The sequence below is a fragment of the Thermosynechococcus sp. NK55a genome (assembly GCF_000505665.1).
Classification (GTDB): Bacteria; Cyanobacteriota; Cyanobacteriia; order Thermosynechococcales; family Thermosynechococcaceae; genus Thermosynechococcus.
Map to the genome: position 1 here is coordinate 832,490 of NC_023033.1, position 18,102 is coordinate 850,591.

General features: G+C 51.6%; 14 protein-coding genes and 1 CRISPR repeat array. Of the genes, 2 read left to right on the plus strand and 12 right to left on the minus strand.

Annotated elements, in window-relative coordinates; genetic code table 11:
* The first annotated feature begins 224 nt into the window (after nt 1–224).
* Nucleotides 225–3,050 carry a cation-translocating P-type ATPase gene (locus NK55_RS04030; RefSeq protein WP_024124525.1) on the plus strand — a complete coding sequence of 942 codons (2,826 nt, stop codon included), beginning with the start codon at nt 225–227 and terminating at the stop codon, nt 3,048–3,050.
* Nucleotides 3,051–3,055: 5 nt separating this feature from the next.
* Here the strand turns inward: NK55_RS04030 and thrC are convergent, their stop codons facing one another.
* A complete protein-coding gene (gene thrC / locus NK55_RS04035) occupies nt 3,056–4,144 on the minus strand; it encodes a threonine synthase (protein ID WP_024124526.1) in 1,089 nt (362 codons plus the stop codon).
* A gap of 123 nt (nt 4,145–4,267) precedes the next feature.
* Here thrC and NK55_RS04040 point away from each other — a divergent pair, with 123 nt between their 5' ends.
* Nucleotides 4,268–4,882 carry a histidine phosphatase family protein gene (locus NK55_RS04040; RefSeq protein ID WP_024124527.1) on the plus strand — a complete coding sequence of 205 codons (615 nt, stop codon included), beginning with the start codon at nt 4,268–4,270 and terminating at the stop codon, nt 4,880–4,882.
* An 85-nt stretch (nt 4,883–4,967) separates the two neighbouring features.
* Here the strand turns inward: NK55_RS04040 and cas5 are convergent, their stop codons facing one another.
* The 11 genes from cas5 to NK55_RS13805 form a co-directional block, all read right to left on the minus strand.
* Nucleotides 4,968–5,585: a type I-MYXAN CRISPR-associated protein Cas5/Cmx5/DevS gene (gene cas5, locus NK55_RS04045; RefSeq protein WP_024124528.1), complete on the minus strand. Its 618-nt coding sequence runs from the start codon at nt 5,583–5,585 to the stop codon at nt 4,968–4,970.
* Nucleotides 5,585–6,502, minus strand: coding sequence for a type I-B CRISPR-associated protein Cas7/Cst2/DevR (gene cas7i, locus NK55_RS04050; protein WP_024124529.1), 918 nt, complete (start codon nt 6,500–6,502; stop codon nt 5,585–5,587). Before cas7i ends, cas5 begins: the two co-directional genes overlap by 1 nt.
* 104 nt (nt 6,503–6,606) lie before the next feature.
* Nucleotides 6,607–7,689, minus strand: coding sequence for a hypothetical protein (locus NK55_RS04055; protein ID WP_200865516.1), 1,083 nt, complete (start codon nt 7,687–7,689; stop codon nt 6,607–6,609).
* On the minus strand, nt 7,662–8,096 hold the full coding sequence (locus tag NK55_RS13665) for a hypothetical protein (protein WP_200865517.1): 435 nt from the start codon (nt 8,094–8,096) through the stop codon (nt 7,662–7,664). Before NK55_RS13665 ends, NK55_RS04055 begins: the two co-directional genes overlap by 28 nt.
* A 10-nt stretch (nt 8,097–8,106) precedes the next feature.
* On the minus strand, nt 8,107–10,392 hold the full coding sequence (locus NK55_RS04060; protein WP_024124530.1) for a CRISPR-associated helicase/endonuclease Cas3: 2,286 nt from the start codon (nt 10,390–10,392) through the stop codon (nt 8,107–8,109).
* Nucleotides 10,382–11,050 (minus strand): type I-MYXAN CRISPR-associated protein Cas6/Cmx6, encoded by a 669-nt coding sequence (gene cas6 / locus NK55_RS04065; RefSeq protein ID WP_024124531.1) that lies wholly within the window; start codon nt 11,048–11,050, stop codon nt 10,382–10,384. Before cas6 ends, NK55_RS04060 begins: the two co-directional genes overlap by 11 nt.
* 289 nt (nt 11,051–11,339) lie before the next feature.
* Nucleotides 11,340–13,089: direct repeats of the CRISPR family, unit length 36 nt; unit sequence GTGCTCAACGCCTTACGGCATCAGAGGTAGAGGCAC.
* Nucleotides 13,090–13,339: 250 nt separating this feature from the next.
* Nucleotides 13,340–13,633 (minus strand): CRISPR-associated endonuclease Cas2, encoded by a 294-nt coding sequence (cas2, locus tag NK55_RS04070; RefSeq protein ID WP_024124532.1) that lies wholly within the window; start codon nt 13,631–13,633, stop codon nt 13,340–13,342.
* A 3-nt stretch (nt 13,634–13,636) separates the two neighbouring features.
* Entirely contained in the window at nt 13,637–15,304 is a 1,668-nt protein-coding gene (locus NK55_RS04075; RefSeq protein ID WP_041429058.1) for a type I-MYXAN CRISPR-associated endonuclease Cas4/Cas1, read from the minus strand.
* 299 nt (nt 15,305–15,603) lie between these two features.
* Nucleotides 15,604–16,218, minus strand: a complete 615-nt coding sequence (locus tag NK55_RS04080) for a hypothetical protein (RefSeq protein WP_024124534.1) — start codon at nt 16,216–16,218, stop codon at nt 15,604–15,606.
* A gap of 11 nt (nt 16,219–16,229) precedes the next feature.
* Nucleotides 16,230–17,264 (minus strand): RDD family protein, encoded by a 1,035-nt coding sequence (locus NK55_RS13800; RefSeq protein WP_225871782.1) that lies wholly within the window; start codon nt 17,262–17,264, stop codon nt 16,230–16,232.
* Nucleotides 17,180–17,980, minus strand: coding sequence for a hypothetical protein (locus NK55_RS13805; protein WP_041429059.1), 801 nt, complete (start codon nt 17,978–17,980; stop codon nt 17,180–17,182). Before NK55_RS13805 ends, NK55_RS13800 begins: the two co-directional genes overlap by 85 nt.
* Nucleotides 17,981–18,102 lie beyond the last annotated feature (122 nt).

Below are 18,102 nucleotides of genomic sequence, written 5' to 3' on the forward strand. Positions count from 1 at the left end.
CAAAATGCGAGCGATCGCACCGCAGTACTCACCTTTGATCTGGCAACCTGAGCACCCTTGCCGCCTACAAATCGTAGCCCCGCCATCAAGACACTGGGGCAACGGAACAGTGTGGGGTTTTGGACACAGCCTGAGCAACCCCTAACGCTTACGGGGACTATTGGCAGCGGTTTGGTATGGTGAAGATAAAGAAAGGATAAAAACAGTTTATCTGCCCATCCACCATGACCTCCTCCAACGCCACCTCCAACCTTGATCGTGAGTCAGTTTGGCATGCTCTGAGTGCCGATGAAGCCATTAGCCGTCTTGGGAGTGATCCCCAACAGGGGTTAAGTTTTGCAGAAGTGCAACGGCGACAAGCCCAATATGGGCGCAATGAACTTGTTGACAATGGCCGCCGCCCCCGCTGGCAGATCTTCACGGATCAGTTTCGCAATGTAATGCTGATCATGCTGCTGGTGGTGGCCTTCATTTCTGGCACATTGGAGATTCTTGAATCCCTCCAGGAAAACAGGATTCCCTTCCCCAAGGACGCAACCGCAATTCTGGTGGTGGTGATTCTCAATGCCATTTTGGGCTATGTTCAAGAAGCCCGGGCTGAGGAGGCTCTAGCAGCCCTGAAAAATATGGCCGCACCCAAGGTGCGTGTCCTGCGGGAAGGCAAAGTCATGGCAATTGACTCCCCTGAACTGGTTGTCGGGGATATTTTCTTTTTGGAAACGGGGGTAAAAGTGGCTGCCGATGGTCGGCTTCTAGAAGCCGTTAACCTGCAAATCCGCGAGGCTGCCCTTACAGGTGAAGCAGAAGCCGCTAGTAAAAATGCTGCGAACATTTTGCCCCTTGATACTGAAGTGGGCGATCGCGCCAATCTAGTGTTTGCAGGCACAGAGGTCAGCCAAGGGCGAGGGGTCGCCGTCGTCACCGCGATCGGCATGGATACCGAACTGGGGAAAATTGCTGCTGCCCTCCAAGGGGTCGAGCAGGAACCCACACCACTGCAAAAACGGATGACCGAGCTGGGAAATCGCTTAGTGGGGTTTTCCTTGGTGCTGGTGAGCATTGTTGTGATGGCGGGGGGGCTGTACGACCCTTCACTGCTGCGGCATCTCATTGAAGTTTCCCTGAGTATGGCGGTGGCAGTGGTCCCCGAAGGCTTGCCCGCTGTGATTACCGTCACCCTTGCCTTGGGAACGCAACGGATGGTGAAACGCCATGCCCTGATTCGTCGGCTGCCGGCAGTGGAGACATTGGGGAGTGTGACAGTTATCTGCTCCGACAAAACAGGTACCCTCACCCAAAACAAAATGGTGGTGCAGGCGATCGCCACAACGTCCTATCGTGCCAAGGTGAGGGGCAATGGCTATGAACCCAAGGGGGACTTTTACGACGCCAATACCGATGACCCCTTAGCACTGTACGAACGGCACCTACTGCTACTGGCAGGGGCACTGTGTAATGATGCCCTGCTCAAACAACACGCAGCCGAATGGGTGATCCTCGGTGACCCGACAGAAGGCTCCCTCCTGCCCTTGGCCGCCAAGGGGGGCATTGATCTGAAAGCGCTACGGGAAACGGCGGAGCGGGTCGCTGAGTTTCCCTTTGATGCCAATCGCAAGCGCATGAGCACCTTCTATCGCAGTGAGTCTGTTCCTGCGATTCCCGCCAAGGAACCCTACTGGATGATCACCAAAGGGTCACCCGAGCTAACCCTGGAACGCTGTCAATGGCGGCAGGTGGGACAAGAGATTCAACCCCTAACACTGGCGGAGCGCCAAGAGATTCTCGCTGAAAACGATCGCTTTGCCGCTCAGGGTCTGCGGGTCTTGGGGATTGCCCATCGCTACTGGTCAGAGTTGCCGCCGCCAGAGAGTGTCGAGACCAGTGAGCAGGAGTTAATTTGGTTGGGGCTGGTGGGCATTCTTGATCCCCCCCGCCCGGAGGTGCTGGAGGCCGTCGCCACCTGTCGCACTGCCGGCATTCGCCCGATGATGATTACAGGCGATCATCCACTGACTGCCCAGGCGATCGCCAGTCAAATTGGCATCTGTGAGTGGGGCGCTCCGACCCTCACGGGTCGGAACATTGAAAAAATGAGTAGCGAGGAATTGGATGCTGTCACCCCCACCGTCAGCGTCTATGCCCGGGTTTCCCCAGAACATAAACTGCGGATTGTCAAATCGCTGCAACGTCACGGTGAAATTGTGGCCATGACTGGCGATGGTGTGAATGATGCCCCCGCCCTTAAACAAGCGGATATCGGGATAGCCATGGGGATGACGGGTACTGATGTCACCAAGGAAGCCAGTGATATGGTGCTCTTGGATGATAACTTTGCTACGATTGTGGCCGCTACCGAGGAAGGGCGAGTCATTTACAGCAACATTCGTCGCTTTATTAGATACATTCTCGGCTCCAATATTGGCGAAGTGATTACGATCGCCTGCTCACCCCTGCTGGGACTAGGGGGCGTTCCCCTAACGCCCTTGCAAATTCTCTGGATGAACCTAGTCACTGATGGCCTACCTGCCCTTGCTCTGGCCGTTGAACCGGGGGACCCTGAGGTCATGAAGCGCCCTCCCATTCAGCCGAATGAGAGCATTTTTGGCCGCGGCATGGGTTCCTACATGATTCGCGTTGGCTTGATCTTGGCCATCGTCGGCATTGCCCTCATGGTATGGGCGTATAGCTACACTGCCGAGCACATGGAGGGGGGTCTAGATCCACAGCGTTGGACAACTATGGTCTTTACCACCCTCTGCCTTTCCCAAATGGGTCATGCCCTTGCTGCTCGTTCGAGTACACGACTGACCATTGAAATGAACCCCGCCTCCAATCTCTTTGTTTGGGCATCGGTTATTTTGACAACGATTCTGCAACTACTGCTAATCTACGCTCCACCCCTGCGGCAGTTTTTTGGTACCTACCTGATCTCGGGAACTGAGCTAGCCGTCTGTATTGGCTTTAGCATGCTTGTCTTTGTCTGGGTGGAGCTGGAGAAACTGGTGTTGCGGCTATTCAATAAGGGCCCAGAACTCAAGCTATTGGAATAGGCTCCCTAAAAGCCCATCACCTTGGCCACGGTTTGTTCTGTGGGTTCAATGTGGCGGTGGAAGCGATCGCTCTCCTGCTTGAGCGCTGTTTCTGGATCCTTGAGGCCATTGCCCGTCAGCACACAAACTACCGTGGCACCGCTGGGCACCTGATCTGCTAACTTCAAAAGGCCAGCCACAGAAGCGGCACTCGCAGGTTCACAGAAGATTCCTTCCTCGGAGGCCAGCAGACAATAGGCATTCAGGATTTCCTCATCCGTAACGGCATTAAAGGCACCTTGGCTGGCTTCCTTGACCGCGATCGCCCGTTGCCAGTTGGCAGGATTGCCAATACGAATGGCCGTCGCAACCGTTTCGGGATGCGTAACAATCTCACCCTTGACAAGGGGGGCAGACCCCGCTGCTTGAAAGCCCATCATCCGCGGCAGGCGATCGCAACGGTTTTGCTCACGATACTGGCAAAAGCCCATCCAGTAGGCGGTAATGTTACCGGCATTGCCCATAGGAATGCAGAGCCAGTCGGGGGCATTGCCCAAGCTATCTACCACCTCAAAGGCCGCTGTTTTCTGTCCTTCCAGCCGATAGGGATTGACGGAATTGACCAGGGTCACGGGGTAGGTTTCCGCCATGAGGCGCACAATTTCCAAGGCTTTATCAAAGTTGCCCTCAATGGCAATGACTTCAGCACCATACAGAAGCGCTTGGGCGAGTTTTCCTTGGGCAACATAGCCCTCTGGCACCAGGACATAGGCGCGTAGTCCAGCTCGTCGGGCATAGGCCGCCGCAGCGGCTGAGGTATTCCCTGTGCTGGCACAAATCACCGCCTCAGCACCTACTTCCTTGGCCTTGGAAATGGCCATGGTCATGCCGCGATCCTTGAAGCTCCCGGTGGGGTTAAGGCCATCGTACTTGACATAAACTGAGACGTTGCGGCCAATCCGCGCTGCAATTTGAGGCACCGGAATCAATGGCGTATTCCCCTCATAGAGGGTGATCACTGGGGTGCGATCGCTCACGGGCAAAAAGTCACCGTAGGCGTGAATTAGGCCATGCCAAGCAGGACGGATGGGGGGAGCAGAGAGGGTTACAGGCACAGGTACGCAGTCAAGAAATATGAATAAACTTGAGGCTGAGGATAGAGTGCAGCCACACAGTAGGATAATTTTAGCCATCAGGGGTTACACTTGCCAATTGCCTCGCTGGGGGAGAGCTACACAATGCGTTTAATTTTGATTCGTCATGGAGAAGCTGTTGGCAATGATTCGGGCGTCATGCTGGGACGGCAAGATGTGCCCCTCACAGAACGGGGACGGCAGCAAGCCCTTGCCCTGCGGGAAAAACTCCCCCGACCGAATACCATTTACACCAGTCCACTGCAACGCTGCTACGATACGGCTACGCTGATGAATCCCTGTCCCGACTTAAAAATTCAAGAGCTAGCGGAGTTAATTGAAATTGATCAAGGAATTTTTACGGGACTGACATGGGCACAGGCACAGGCACGACATCCTGGCCTCTGTGAAGAACTGGAAGAGAGCGATCACCTGATTCCAGTCCCCGAAGCCGAGTCAATGGCCATGGCTTGGCAGCGGGCAAAACAGGCTTGGAAACAACTGCGACGCCACAGCGATGAGGACTGCGTTTGGTGTATTAGTCATGGCGGTTTTTTGCAGTGCCTCGTTAGTGTGGTGCTGGGGAGCGATCGCCTCTGGGGAATGGAGATTCCCCCCGCCGCTTGGTTTGACTTCTCAGTACGGCTGGATTTAGATGGACGCTTTGAAGCGGAAAATACCCGCTGGTGGCGCATCAATGCCTTCAATCAGTTCCCCTAGCCATCCAGCCGCATTAGGTTGTCAACAAACTGCACTGGGCGCAACTAGGGTAAAGATGGCGCCCGCAAAACACTGAGACCCTCAGCTAAGGAATTGTTACCCAGCACGCTTCTTCATCAAATTCATCAACTAAACGAAAGCGTTGAAATGTTCCTCGGCCGCTTTGGCGATCGATCCAGATGGGCAGGCTAATCAGACCGCGGTTGTCCCGAATGAGCCAGTGGATTGAACCGTCGTTGTCACGATAGGGGCGGATGCCATTCACCAGTGCCCAGGATTCTCCTAGACTGAGCCCCCCAAAGCGAGTGATTTGAGCGGGGGTGGAAAGGGCCCTCGCCACCCGGTCGGCGAGCTTCACTGTCCCCGCTTCTTTATTGGAATCAATCCGAACAACCACTTTCAAATCTGTGAGCAGTTCGTGGTAATTGGGTTTTGAGAACTGGCTAGTTGAATAAGTTCCCAAGTTTTGTTTGCTGTACTTATGATGCCGTTGCTTCCTCAAAATTCGGGAGATTGGTGGATCGCCACCGATGATGCCAATGGCTAGCTTTACTCCCTGATGTTTGTTTATGTCAACTTCCCCTACAAGGGATAGAAGAAGTCCATAAATTGTGGATGGCGGTGGGTAACGATAGGTTTCTTTGTAGTCTCGGGCAAAGTTGCGGGGAAAACTGGTACAGGGACAATCAATGTAAAGTTGCATTAGGCAGGCACCTTAATGTTCAGTTGTTGCTGGAGTTGTTCTTTGGCTTGGGCGATCGCTTTCTTTACCCCACGGTAGACTTGAACCCCTAAGGTCTTTAACTGCTCACCATAGGGAGTATCCGCTATCTCACCGCCAACAATTAACTCATTAGCTTCTACATCCCCCACTTCAATCAGCCGCACTAGCTGTGGGCAGCCCACCGATTCCCCAATGCGTTTGAACACGCCCATAATCCAAGGGCTTGGATCATCTGTTATCCGCAGAACAATTGACTCTGGGCGAAAGTCGTACAAGAAGCGAGCATGGTTGCCCCCCACATGACGTACAGCGGCAATGGCATCCAAGGCTAACAGTGCCCGCTCAGGTTTGCTCAGGCCTTCAGGCGTGAGGGCAATCGTGTATTGATAGGCAGTGTAGTGAACCTCAGTGTTATGAATCGAGGTTTTGCCCTTCTCACCTCCCTTGGAACCAAAGGTCACATCGCCCCAGTAGGGGTCAAGGCTCATAGCACGGCTAACTTCCAAGGCACCGCGCCGTTTTCTGGTGTCATCCTTTTTATCTTTCCCCTTTTTGGCGTCCATATAACCAAATAGGTCGTCATCAATGTATTTTTTGTGGCTGAATTCTTCATCTTTGAAGCTATATTTGTCGGTCTTAGAGTCATCGGTCTTAGAGTCATCGGTCTTAGGGTCATCGGTCTCAGGGTTAAATGTACGATTCACTTCTGGTTCGTAATGATTTTGAAAATACTCCCGCAATCCCCAACGAATTGCCTCTGCACTGACAGTGGTGTATTGATCATTGCCGCGGGTAATTTTTTGCAGTGTTGAGAGGGTGCTGCCGTCTCCTTCTCCCCGATTGTTAGCGGCAATAGCTGTTGCAGTGACGATAGTGGCAAATAGGTGCTTGGTCATGATTTAGATCTCCTTGTCAAAACTTGTCAAAATTAATTAAGCATTTGTGTTGAACCCGCCGCCACTCAACCTATCCCCAGTGCTACGTATTTATTGAAAAGATCTCAGCCTGCTGCTTCTAATTCTTCAGAGGTGCTGGTTGAGTCTTCAGATTTTTCATCAGATTTTCCATAGGTAGCGATCGCCAGCAGCACCAAATCCCGCGCTCGCCGCCAGTGTTTCTCTCGATGTATCCAGTGGAAAATCTGCGGTCCTTTGCCCTGGGCATTTTTACTGCGGAACTGACTCAGGAAGCTAACCAACGCTGTAGCAAATTCCTGCTGTGTGCTAGGTCGCTTCAAACGATAAATGACCTTATCGGTCACTTGCTGATAATCCAGATCACGATGTTGTTTTTCAGCTTGATTGATCTGTCCAGACAGATATTTTCTAAATGCAGCCTGCACCACATCAAACAGCACTTGTTCTTCAGCATTTAAGTATTCAGTCATTTTTACCAATCCTTTGCGTTCATGGCCATAGATTTGGTTGGCTTTACGAAACTCAAAAAAGCCTGCATACCAAGGTTTACCAGTAATCAAGTTATCACAGATCCAAGACAGTGTTGTAGAAGTACGCAGCCAATTTTCTTGATTTTTATTTTGTTGAATACGTGCCGGAAAGGTCTGCCGAGCCACTTCATACAAGTCCAGAACTTCATCCGTAGCTTGGAAACGATATACCGCTTGCTTTAAATAACTTTGTTGTGCATCCCAGATTTGCTTGCCTAACTGGTAAACTTCACAGTAGGTCACCCGAAACTGTCTGAATTCTTCGATGGTTTTTTCCTGCAACAGAAAAGATAGAGCAGATTCGCTAGCACTGCTGCTCCGAAAGTCTCGATAGGTACGCCCTGGTAGGGCTCGGCGTCTCTTGACCCAGTGCGTTAAGTTTTGAACCTCGGGAATCACCAATGCTGACCGTTTTGAACTTTTGCCACCAATCGTTTGGGGAGGCAGTTCATAGTAGCCACAGGCAACGGGCAGAAATAGTAAGGCCAGAAAACCTTCGGGAGATTCCCCATAAGCCCCATTGACAGGGCATTCCAGCAATCCAGGCAAGTGATTTCCCTTGACTGGAATTTCTTTCTTGAAGGCACCCTCACGGTTAAAGGCATCGTTTATTTTTCCTCTTCCGTGTAATAGCACTCCGACAGTGGCTTTATCTCGGTTCGAATTTCCGGCTCACCTGGCTCAATCAAAAACGTGCGGGTGATAGTTTTTTCTTTGAATTGTCGCTGTTTATTGTGCTGGAGAAAAGTTGATAATACGCCCCGAGTGAAACTATATTGCCCCTGCTCATCGAGCTTGAGAGCAGGAACATTGAGATAGCCCGGTTCGTTAATCTGATACGTTCGGTTCAGTAGCCATCGCACAACATCCTTGTCTTTCCCTTGCCATTGAAGTTCAACGGACTCATCAGTCACCTGCCAAGTCAAGGGAGCCTGATGACGTTGAGGTTCCAGGTCGGCTAGCACTAAGGCCAACCCTGCAATCCCAGCGCGATGGGGTAAAAGAAAGTTTGGATCAAAAATTGATAAGGTAAATTTTCTCACAATCCCTCTCCTACTTAAGCGCAAACGCACCCAATTCTGAATCATAGCCCCACTGTTCCTGAGGGGCGATCAAGTATCCCCGGCGGTGGCGCTGCCAACCTTGGATATTGTTCGCAGGTAGTGGAACAGTGTATCGAGCGAGTTCACTCCATTTAAGCTGGGCAACTGTCGGCTGATCCTGTTCCAGAAGAGCAGTGACGGTATAGCCCGCCTTGCGCAAGGGGGCCGGGTAGGTTTTCCATTTGCCGTCTAGCCAGACAAAGTGATCTTTGGGTGTGTGTTGGATGTTTAAGTTCTCTAGCCAAGCAGCTAACTGTCTTTGACTGACTTCTTGAGCAGCAAACTTTTGGATCAGTGCTTCACCTGCCTTTAGCTGATCCTGACTGTAGGGAAAACCAGTTTTTTCATCGGGGTAAAAGAGGGCATCCCGGGGATGGCCACAGTACTGGCGGTTGAGGCGCCCCAAACGCTGGATTAAGCCTGCCGGGTCAGCTATTTGAGAGACTAAAAGTGTTGCGGATAAGTCTAGGGACATCTCAGCAACCTGTGTAGTGATGGCCAAGATGGGCTGATCCTGTTTGAAGGCATCTACAACTGCCCGATGGCGATCGACGCGATCGCCATAACGAAAGCGACTGTGATAGAGAAAGGGTCGCAGTCCCCGAGCTTTGGCTTGCTGATACACAGCGATCGCCGTATCCACTTGGTTGCAGACCCACAGGACTTTACCGCCCTTGGCCAATTCCTGCTGAACCCATTCCCAGTCGGGCTCGGTCAGTTGATGGAAACGATAGCGAGGCAAGTCTTCCAGCTCTTGCGGACCTTGGACAACCTCTACAGGCTCTCCCACTGCTTCCTTAATTGCCTCTACCTGGGTGGGTAAAAACGAGGCAGACATGAGTAAGATGGGCGCTTTAACCACCTTGAGAAATCGCAGTAAGGCGCCAAAGAGGGCCTCATCATAGCAGTGAACCTCATCAAAGACGAAAGCAGCATTGGCGATCGCCGGGAAGCAATACAGGGGACGGCGATGACATTGCAGAAGTCCCAAAACAGTATCGACAGTGCAAATATTGACCTTTGCATCCCATGCTTTGAAGGCTTCCAATTTCTGAGCTGTTTCATTCACTGATCCATCGCCATTATTTACTTCTTCGCCTGTGCAGGCTAGCTCCAGGTCAACAGCCGAGCGGGAGTGCAACAGTTCCGACTCCACTTTGTTATGAACATAGCCTAGAAAGCCTTCGGTGCTCGTGCCTGTAGTGGGATAGCAGAAAAACAGCTTGCGCCCGATCGCGTGTTTTTGTGCCCAGCAGTAGGCACCGAGAGTTTTACCGCTACCGCAACCTGCACGTGCCAGCGTTACCCGCTGAGGTGTATTGGCTAGATCCGTTTGAAATGGCCGCAGTGAATGACCACACAGCCGTGTGTTAATCACTGTTTGCAAATCAGCCTCGGTCAAGGTCTGTTTTAGGACGTCCTCAATCCACTGCTGGAGGCTGATTGCCATCTGTCCTGAGGCTGAGGCAATAGCATCTGCTGCCACAAGGAGTGCTTTCACTACCGCAACAAAGGCAGCATCTGGCTCCCACTCATCAATAAAAGCATCCAAGACCTTCTCCCCTTTATCCTTGATAGTTTTAATTTCCCATTGCTGCGAAAACTGAGAGAGGGGAAGATCTTGCGGCAGCCCTAGCGTTCTCACCCCGTAGTGAATCAGCTTGCAGAAGTAAGGATGCTTGACATACCAGTGCAGGCAAGTGTCTCCACTGCCTTCCCGGACTTCCACAAGTTTACCGGTGTCTTTACCGTCTTTGCCCCCTAGTTTGAGGTGATGACCCCCAGCAGCAGCGATCGCTGTCATGAAGTCAGCATTTGGACATTGAACAAGCCATTCTCGGAACTCCCATGCCAGTAGCACAGACCCCACTTCATGACGGATCAGTTGAGGGCGCTCCAAGGGATTACGTTGCGGCGACACCGATGGATTGGAACCAATGAGAGAGTATCTAACAACCCCTTGGAATTGGTGGTTTGCCTTTCCCCAATCGTGAAGATAGGCCGCTAGTCGTGCCGTTGCCTCCAGGGTTGCAAAGCTGCTATGGCGATCGCCCAACCCAAACTGCTGGAGCAAATTTGAGCCTAAGGAATGAACTAAGGTGGTTATTGACTTCACAACGGCAGCTGTGTGGCCGACCAAGTCATGGTCTTCTCCCCAGTCAGGATTTCCTGGTAGCGAGGATTTTGCCAACAAAATATCTGGCTCTAGTTTGGGTGGAGTAAACCTAGGCGGCATCCAAGCTCTCCTTTACAGGATAAAACCAACCACAGCCAAAATGTTGGCGTCCGCCTAAACCATGCCATTGCAGCTTGAGTGAGTCCGCTGCGCTCAAATCCTCGACCACTAAACGGTAGCCCACCACTTTTTTGCCCTTTACTTGAATTGTGCGCCGTGCAAGGTTACCGTTGGGGTCAGAGGGAATAAATGCTGTCCCCTTAATCCCCAAATCACTGAGAGCCTTTTGACAAGATTTTAGAAAATACTCCGGCACCTCTAAATGATCAATTGTCTCTAACTTGAAAGTGACCAACCGAGAAGCAAGGGTTTGTGAGGGTTTTGGCAAGGCAATGCGGGGCTGCACCAGTCGAATCAAATGCCCCTGAATATCAAGCACTTGGTTCTGGAAAAAGCGGTACCACACTTGTACCCGATCGCTCAGACAACGGATGCGAAAGCGTGAAGCACGGTTGAGATAAACAATCCCCTCACCGTTAGGAATTCCAGGAATACTGCTAAGCCGCAGGTCGCTTGGTATGTCTGAAGGTAGATTGGGCTGGGGTGATTTTTGCAACTGTTGCTTAATCGCTGAGTACAATGCGTAGCCATGATCGGCTGGCAAAGTTCTTCCCCGCAGGCTGTAGTGCAGTTCAAGAAAAGAACATTGATCAGTCATTGCTTGGTCCTAAATAATGTTGCCCCCACCCTAAAGGGAGCTTTCCAGTTATTCAGTTATTTATTGCTCCCTAAGGACAGGGTACCTCATATTCATGCCCTTTGAATCATTATTTTTAATGATTTTCTCAATCATTATTATTGCTAAACTCACCATAGATGTAAGCTAACAACGTCCTTTAGTCTGTATGTTAAACAATAGGATAGCGAAAGAGGTGCTTGGTCAAGATTCTTAATTAATTCGTAAAGAAAGGTAATTTATCAGAGCACAAGTCTCTAGGGTAATGCCTGTGCTCAACGCCTTACGGCATCAGAGGTAGAGGCACAGGTCCGCAGGGTTCTTTCCAAGGGGCTTCCGTGCTCAACGCCTTACGGCATCAGAGGTAGAGGCACCTTCCAATTTCTGGGCGTAACAGAAGGTCTCCCGCACGTGCTCAACGCCTTACGGCATCAGAGGTAGAGGCACTTCTTCATTCCGCCGCCTACTCTAGTCAAAAAGAGTGCTCAACGCCTTACGGCATCAGAGGTAGAGGCACTTGAGAATTCCAAGGTTCTGGCCGATACCAGCTAGTGTGCTCAACGCCTTACGGCATCAGAGGTAGAGGCACTTAGATAGAGGTAGAGGCACCAACAAAAGGCGGTGCGTGCTCAACGCCTTACGGCATCAGAGGTAGAGGCACGGGAATCCGAGAAGTCAGTAACTATCAAAAGGCGGTGCTCAACGCCTTACGGCATCAGAGGTAGAGGCACGGTTTTCGGGGTACTAGACTATCCTATAAATAGGGTGCTCAACGCCTTACGGCATCAGAGGTAGAGGCACTCTGAGCTCCGCCGTTTAATCTGCCGGGCTTTCGTGCTCAACGCCTTACGGCATCAGAGGTAGAGGCACTCTCATTCGGGTCATACGGTGCAATCACATCGGCAAACAATGCGTGCTCAACGCCTTACGGCATCAGAGGTAGAGGCACTGCTCTATAACCCACCTGCGTATCTTTCGGTAGCTTTTGTGCTCAACGCCTTACGGCATCAGAGGTAGAGGCACTCGAGCGTAAGGATTCCTAGCGCAAAAGCCGCGCATGGTGCTCAACGCCTTACGGCATCAGAGGTAGAGGCACTTTTTCCGCCAAGCGGAAAGGAAGTTCAAGATCTCGTGCTCAACGCCTTACGGCATCAGAGGTAGAGGCACGCTCTGCGAGAACGGTGATTACGATTTTGCGTTATAGTGCTCAACGCCTTACGGCATCAGAGGTAGAGGCACAAAAGGAGGAGAAAATGACGGACAAGGATAGTGTTGTGCTCAACGCCTTACGGCATCAGAGGTAGAGGCACGTCCAGATTTTCTGGCCCTTGCCGGATCGTTGGGGTGCTCAACGCCTTACGGCATCAGAGGTAGAGGCACTGATCACCTCGTAACCCCTGAGACTACCCATTAGTGCTCAACGCCTTACGGCATCAGAGGTAGAGGCACAAGGTTGACGGGCCTGCAGAAGACTTTGCTTTAGTGTGCTCAACGCCTTACGGCATCAGAGGTAGAGGCACCAACTAATAGACGGGACAGATGTGGATATTCAAAAGTGCTCAACGCCTTACGGCATCAGAGGTAGAGGCACTCTAGGTTCCGCCGACGGGACCCCCCGTAACTCTTGATGTGCTCAACGCCTTACGGCATCAGAGGTAGAGGCACGCAATCTTATCCTCAAGCTGCCAACAGCAGAAAAGTGCTCAACGCCTTACGGCATCAGAGGTAGAGGCACCGTCGTCACTATAATAATCAAATTTGTCGCCAGCCTCACAGTGCTCAACGCCTTACGGCATCAGAGGTAGAGGCACATGAAAGAAAAAATACTAATCTCAGACCAACCGGTGCTCAACGCCTTACGGCATCAGAGGTAGAGGCACTCTTGACGCGAGATTGGGCACTTTCCACTTCAGAGGTGCTCAACGCCTTACGGCATCAGAGGTAGAGGCACAAGGTAAAGATTGCTTCCAGCTGCTCTAGGTTTTGTGCTCAACGCCTTACGGCATCAGAGGTAGAGGCACTGACCCGCCTCAAAAGCCTCTCTAGAACTATATTAGCACAGGTCATTTTCAAGTATGTCAGCCACTTGATTTTTTTGGCTGTAAAGTTTTTAGCCTGGCCCCGTATTCAGTTGTCAATTCCACTCTGGGGAATAGGTTCAGAGATTTTCAAGCACCTCTAAATCTAACAAAAACTCTCAAACCATGTCAAGGGGCTATTTTTGAATATTGATGAATTGAGAGAATATTTGAGTCCAGAGGTGCTTGCACGCTAGAAGATCTTGAAATTCTGCTGCGACACTGGCCATGCCCCTGAACGGTTGCAAGCACGGACCCGCTCTATGCATTGGTTGCACAGTCCTACGATTAGGAGATCATCTTCCTCAGTTAGGACTTTTTCGAGCTGCCAGCGTAGCTTTTCCCGCTCTCGAGGTGTGAGACGACAGCGAAAAATTGAAAACTGCAATCGTTCACCGTAGCCCTCCAACTGCTTATAAACCTGTCGCCATCGCTTGGGATCGCGGATGTCATAGCAGATGAGGTACCAATTTTTAGATTCAGCCATGGTTCAGCGCAAAATGAGTTTGCCAAACAACCCCGCTTCCCCGCTCCACTCCTTTTCTAGTAGGCGCACTTCCAGTTCCAAGAGTCGCCGATAGGTGAGGGAGTAGTTGGTGACTGGGTGTTTCCATGTTTCACCTTTGCGAGCTTCATAGAGCTCAATGAACTTACGCCGACCATAGTCACTCAGCCATACGTGATCTCGGCGTACTTCAAAGCACTGGTCAAGGTTCCACTGCATGCGGTTAATTGACCCAATAACCACCATATCCACAAGGGGGACACGGAAAATTTCCATCAAATCTAACGCAAGGGGCGGTGCTTGAGTACGCGGCTGGTGATAAAAGCCAAAGGCTGGCTCAAGACCAACCGTGAGAATAGCATTCATCACATCCCTGAGGAGCATGCCATAGCCAAAACTCAGCAACGCATTAAACGGATCTTTAGGGGGGCGGCGATTGCGACCGTTGAAGTGCAACTTCTTGGGAACGTGATCCGCCAGTAGATAGGGCAACGCTGAAAAATACAGGGCAGCGAGATGGCCTTCAATACCCCGTAGAGTCTCTAGGGAATCGGCTTGGGAGAGGGTACTGAGGTGCCGCTCCATTTGGGTGGTGATATCCTGTAATGGCGGCAGAGGGTCTTGGCGATTCCGCTGTCCTCGCAGGAGCAGGCGGCGCTGACTCTGTCCCCGACAATTCACCAGTAACCGGGCAAGATGTAAACACTGATCTGGGTTTGTCAGGGCTTGATATTGACGAATACGCCGCTGAATACTGCCTTTGCGGTTGTCAATGCTGCCGATGTAACGCCCACCACTGCTGATGAAGTGAATACCAATACCCTCATCGGCGCACAGATGAATGGCGGGGGTGGTAATTTGGGCAAATTTGTGGATCACGACTTGACCCACCTGCTGAATGGGTAGCTTTTGCTCAGGTTGATCTTGAATCGCAATCCTGAGCTGCTTGCCAGCGCGCTTGATGAGAGCTTCGCCAACGGTGATGTGGATAATCTCCCGTTCGTCATCCCTTGGAAATAACCGCAGGGGTAAATGCTCAGGATCCCGAGCGAGGCGGGCTTCTTCGGGTAGGCAAACAGGTGCTAAGGAGCAGTTGAGGCAGAGTCTTTCATTGCTGCATACAGGGGGACGTTCTAGGGAAGCGCGCAGTTGACGTGCTTGCTCAATCGTGTCGCGCACCAGTTGGCGGCCTGACTCATCCACAGGAACTCGGACAGTGACGTTATCCCGGTGATAGTGAATGCGGCCTTCGGGCACAGTGACGCCGAGAACGGTTTCCAGTAAGCAGGCATAGGCCAAAATTTGTACCCTGTCACTGTGCCAAGCTTGGGGCTGTCGCTGGCGATCGCGATAACAGCGACCGATTTTGTGCTCATAGGGAATTAAATGTCCCTCAAGGGTGCGCAGGGCATCAACTTGTCCGCGTAAGCCCAGAGCGATGCTTTCAAGACGGAATTCTTGCCAATCTCCCCGTTCTAGCTTTTGTAGTTCTACGTGGAGCCGTCGCCCCGCAAAGACTGACTCATTTTGGGTGTACAGCTCTTCAACTTCTTCAAGATAAAATAGCCGCCGACAGTAGGTAAAAGCCCGCAGGGAGCTGACGCGCAGGGTCTCCGTTTCCGCACAGGCAACCATCTGTTCCATGATTGACATCTCCAGTCAGAAGATGCCACTAGTTTATCCATTGCCCTTCAGAGGAAAATGCAAGGTAAAAGGGGAAAAGAATTTCCTCCTCTGAAAATGTTGCTGGCAGGGACACGCCCTTGGGTGTTTACTAGGGGCAATGAATTGCTGCCATCGACGCTTGGCAGACAATCAACCACCCTAGGCAGCAGCTGTTGCCGAATCTATCTCCTGCATTTTTAGCCTTCAGCAAGACAACTCATTACTAAATTGGGGCAAGGAGACATCATCCCTTGGCATTGTTCTAGGGTTAGGAGCTGCAACGCTCTCTAAAGATGGTTTCGCCACTGAAAACTGCGTTTCCATGCGGGCGATCGCGGGGGCAATTCCTGCAACGAAGCTGTTACATGGTTAAAGACCTCCTCCATTACCGGTAGGGGCACTTGATCCTCAGCCTCCAAAAGAAGCGCCAGCCGCTGTCCCCCCTGTAGCTGCATGAAGTACAATTCTTGGTGAATTGGTCGTGGCACTGGCAAATAGCGCACTTCACCGCGCAGGCGCCGTCCCAAAATGCGTCGCTCAACTGGGGTGGATGTGGTAGTGGGGGAGCCCCCCAGTTGGGTAAAGCGCAGCCAATTGCGCAACTCCTGATCCGAGAGACCCCCTAGTACTTCATCTATTTTGGGTAGAGCAATGAGGCTCACCATTAACTCGTGCTCCCCGGGTACAGCATTGGCGGGATAAACCACAGCAACGCCATTCTCACCAAAAGGGGTGGGGGGCGAAAATGGGAGGGGTGTTTCAAAGGATAGCCCCAGCAGTTGATAGCGTTGGGGGACAAGGGCAACCGTCTGAATTGTCGGTTCACTCGCCCGCCCCATGAGCAGGGGAAACGCTCCCAAAAGGGCCAGACTACAACAACCAAGGGTCAGCAGCAAACGCATAAACTCTCACACTAGGGGGATGATTGATGTCGTTGACGATAGGCAATGTATAGACCCTCTAGGAAGTCTTCGGCGCTCAGGGAGGGCCAGTGGGCAGGATAGGTGGGCAGCAACAGGGGTTCTAATTGTTGGCGCAGCTCTTGAGCTGCTTGGTAACGACCCACAGGACTCAGGCGATCGCGACTATTGAGGTAGTTCCGTAGTAGGAGATAGTGTTCGGGGGTCATCTGTTCCCAGTGGGCGAGCGATCGCAACTCCTGCACCCAAGCCGCCTGTGATTGCCGAAGGGTTATCCCTTGGGGTGCAAACCGCGTCGCCTGTTCATCTTGAATCACCAAGGTACCTGCCACCCTATCTCCTAGGCGTTTTTCTGATGGAGATAACGTCACCAGGAATGCCCCTATACCCAAAAAAGCAAAATCAATGGATTGCAGCAAACTGCGCAGCGTCGCCTCCCGCAGACCAATGGGGCGGCCATTATCCTGAACAACCCGAATTTCTGCGTATCGCTTGCCGGGGGTTTGTCCCTGCCAATAGGTTTCAAAGAAAATGTAATAGCCGTTGTAGAGGACAAAGATCACCAATAGGTAAATGCCCAAACTCCAAGCTTCAATACTCTGACCACTGGCGGGTAGCACCTCAATCAGCCACGGGTAAAGCGCATAAAAGATGTACCCTGCCGCCAACGAAAAGAGCACAAGGGCGGTGTAGAGAATCACCTGATCAATGACCCAAGCTAAAACACGGCTGCCGATTCCCCCAAGGGCAAAGTCCAATTCAATACTTTCGGGCGTGCGTAATGTTACCCGCCGCAACCAACGCAAGGGGTTGACCGCTTTAGAGTGCACTTGAAACGCTGCCCCTTCATTGCGTACCCGCAGATCCCAATAGAGAACTGCCTTGATCCCTTGCCACAGGGGCAGGAGCAAAACTGCGACAAAGAGGCCAGCGACGGGAATAATCACCACACTATTGAGAATACCGCCAAGGAGATTGACGGGAATAGTTGCCAGGGAAGCAACAAAAACACCGCTAGGGTATGCCATGCCTGTCCCTGCGTCAGTTGCCAACTGCGCCAAATGGACTTGAGGGGCGTACATTCCGGTTCAAGAGCCAAGACCACATCAACGAGGGAAAGCCGCGCCATAAAGTAGCTAATCACCAACAGCGCAAGGAGCACTAGCAACAGGATGCCGAGGAGAAAACTTAACAAGAAGAGACCTCTTGCGGGCTCAGTTTGGATATTCTGCTCCAGGAATTGCCCTAAGGGCGATCCCACCAAATAAAGTAAGTAGCCGATCGCCCCCAAGACCATATAAACCAAAAGCAAAATAAAGCTGACAATCAGAGTAGCCAGCAGATAATTCCACATCTTGGGAAAAATGAAGCTGCGGGCTTCCGATTCCGATTCCTCAAGGGCAGTGAGAGCAGCATAGATCCGGCGAGAAAGCAGGGCACCACTGGCCATCAGCCGGGTCCAACCAAAGAGATAAAAAGGCAAAGCGACCAGGATACCAATGCCTGCAAGCAAGAGAAACAGAGCAACATTATTGATGGCTCCAGCGAGAATCCCGCCAACAATCAGGGCCACAGCGACGATCAGCACGGCGGCAATGGTGAGCAGAAAAAACCACGCATGGGCAAAAAGGCTCAAAAGAAAATAGCGGTTGCCCTGATGACGGTACAGTTCCAAAGCAATCGTGACCACATTGCCACTAGAGAGAGAAGGGAAAAGCCGTCCTCGCTGTTGAAAAGGCCACATTCGCAATACTCAACCAATTGGAAATCGAGACGATCCTAACGTTTGCACCTATCGGTCCCTGCGCCATCTTTGTAAAATTTGTTAACATTAGAACCATTTAACCCTTCTTTTCTTCGTTCATC

What these genes read in the sequence shown, in the direction of transcription:
- NK55_RS04030 (WP_024124525.1), top strand. Translation starts at nt 225, where the DNA reads ATGACCTCCTCCAACGCCACCTCCAACCTTGATCGTGAGTCAGTTTGG.
- NK55_RS04040 (WP_024124527.1), top strand. Translation starts at nt 4,268, where the DNA reads ATGCGTTTAATTTTGATTCGTCATGGAGAAGCTGTTGGCAATGATTCG.
- cas5 (WP_024124528.1), bottom strand. Translation starts at nt 5,585, where the DNA reads ATGCAACTTTACATTGATTGTCCCTGTACCAGTTTTCCCCGCAACTTT.
- cas7i (WP_024124529.1), bottom strand. Translation starts at nt 6,502, where the DNA reads ATGACCAAGCACCTATTTGCCACTATCGTCACTGCAACAGCTATTGCC.
- NK55_RS04060 (WP_024124530.1), bottom strand. Translation starts at nt 10,392, where the DNA reads ATGCCGCCTAGGTTTACTCCACCCAAACTAGAGCCAGATATTTTGTTG.
- cas6 (WP_024124531.1), bottom strand. Translation starts at nt 11,050, where the DNA reads ATGACTGATCAATGTTCTTTTCTTGAACTGCACTACAGCCTGCGGGGA.
- cas2 (WP_024124532.1), bottom strand. Translation starts at nt 13,633, where the DNA reads ATGGCTGAATCTAAAAATTGGTACCTCATCTGCTATGACATCCGCGAT.
- NK55_RS04075 (WP_041429058.1), bottom strand. Translation starts at nt 15,304, where the DNA reads ATGTCAATCATGGAACAGATGGTTGCCTGTGCGGAAACGGAGACCCTG.
- NK55_RS04080 (WP_024124534.1), bottom strand. Translation starts at nt 16,218, where the DNA reads ATGCGTTTGCTGCTGACCCTTGGTTGTTGTAGTCTGGCCCTTTTGGGA.
- NK55_RS13800 (WP_225871782.1), bottom strand. Translation starts at nt 17,264, where the DNA reads ATGGCATACCCTAGCGGTGTTTTTGTTGCTTCCCTGGCAACTATTCCC.
- NK55_RS13805 (WP_041429059.1), bottom strand. Translation starts at nt 17,980, where the DNA reads ATGTGGCCTTTTCAACAGCGAGGACGGCTTTTCCCTTCTCTCTCTAGT.